This is a genomic window from Bacillus sp. SIMBA_005 (genome assembly GCF_046535585.1).
Taxonomy (GTDB): domain Bacteria; phylum Bacillota; class Bacilli; order Bacillales; family Bacillaceae; genus Bacillus; species Bacillus pumilus.
Genome location: NZ_JAWRWI010001000.1, coordinates 1 through 244, shown reverse-complemented (window position 1 = coordinate 244; position 244 = coordinate 1). Strand labels below are relative to the sequence as shown.

Below are 244 nucleotides of genomic sequence, written 5' to 3'. Positions count from 1 at the left end.
CTTGAGAAGGCTGATCAAAAGAAAAAACGGGTTTTCTTTTACGGTGCAGCTAAGCATGTGATTGCTCAGACAATCGAGCGAGTCGAACGTGATTATCCTGGGATTGAAATTGCCGGATATTCTGACGGTTATGTGAAAAATCAACGTGAGGTGGCAGACAAGATCGCAGCCTCAAATCCTGACATGGTATTTGTTGCTTTAGGTTATCCTAATCAGGAGTTCTTTATCCATAAATACCGACATC

At 42.2% G+C, this 244-nt stretch carries 1 protein-coding gene; it reads left to right on the top strand.

What is annotated here, in order from left to right; all coding sequences use genetic code 11:
• A partial coding sequence (locus SB660_RS23100) for a WecB/TagA/CpsF family glycosyltransferase (RefSeq protein ID WP_410584875.1) occupies positions 1-244 on the top strand: 244 nt, incomplete at both ends.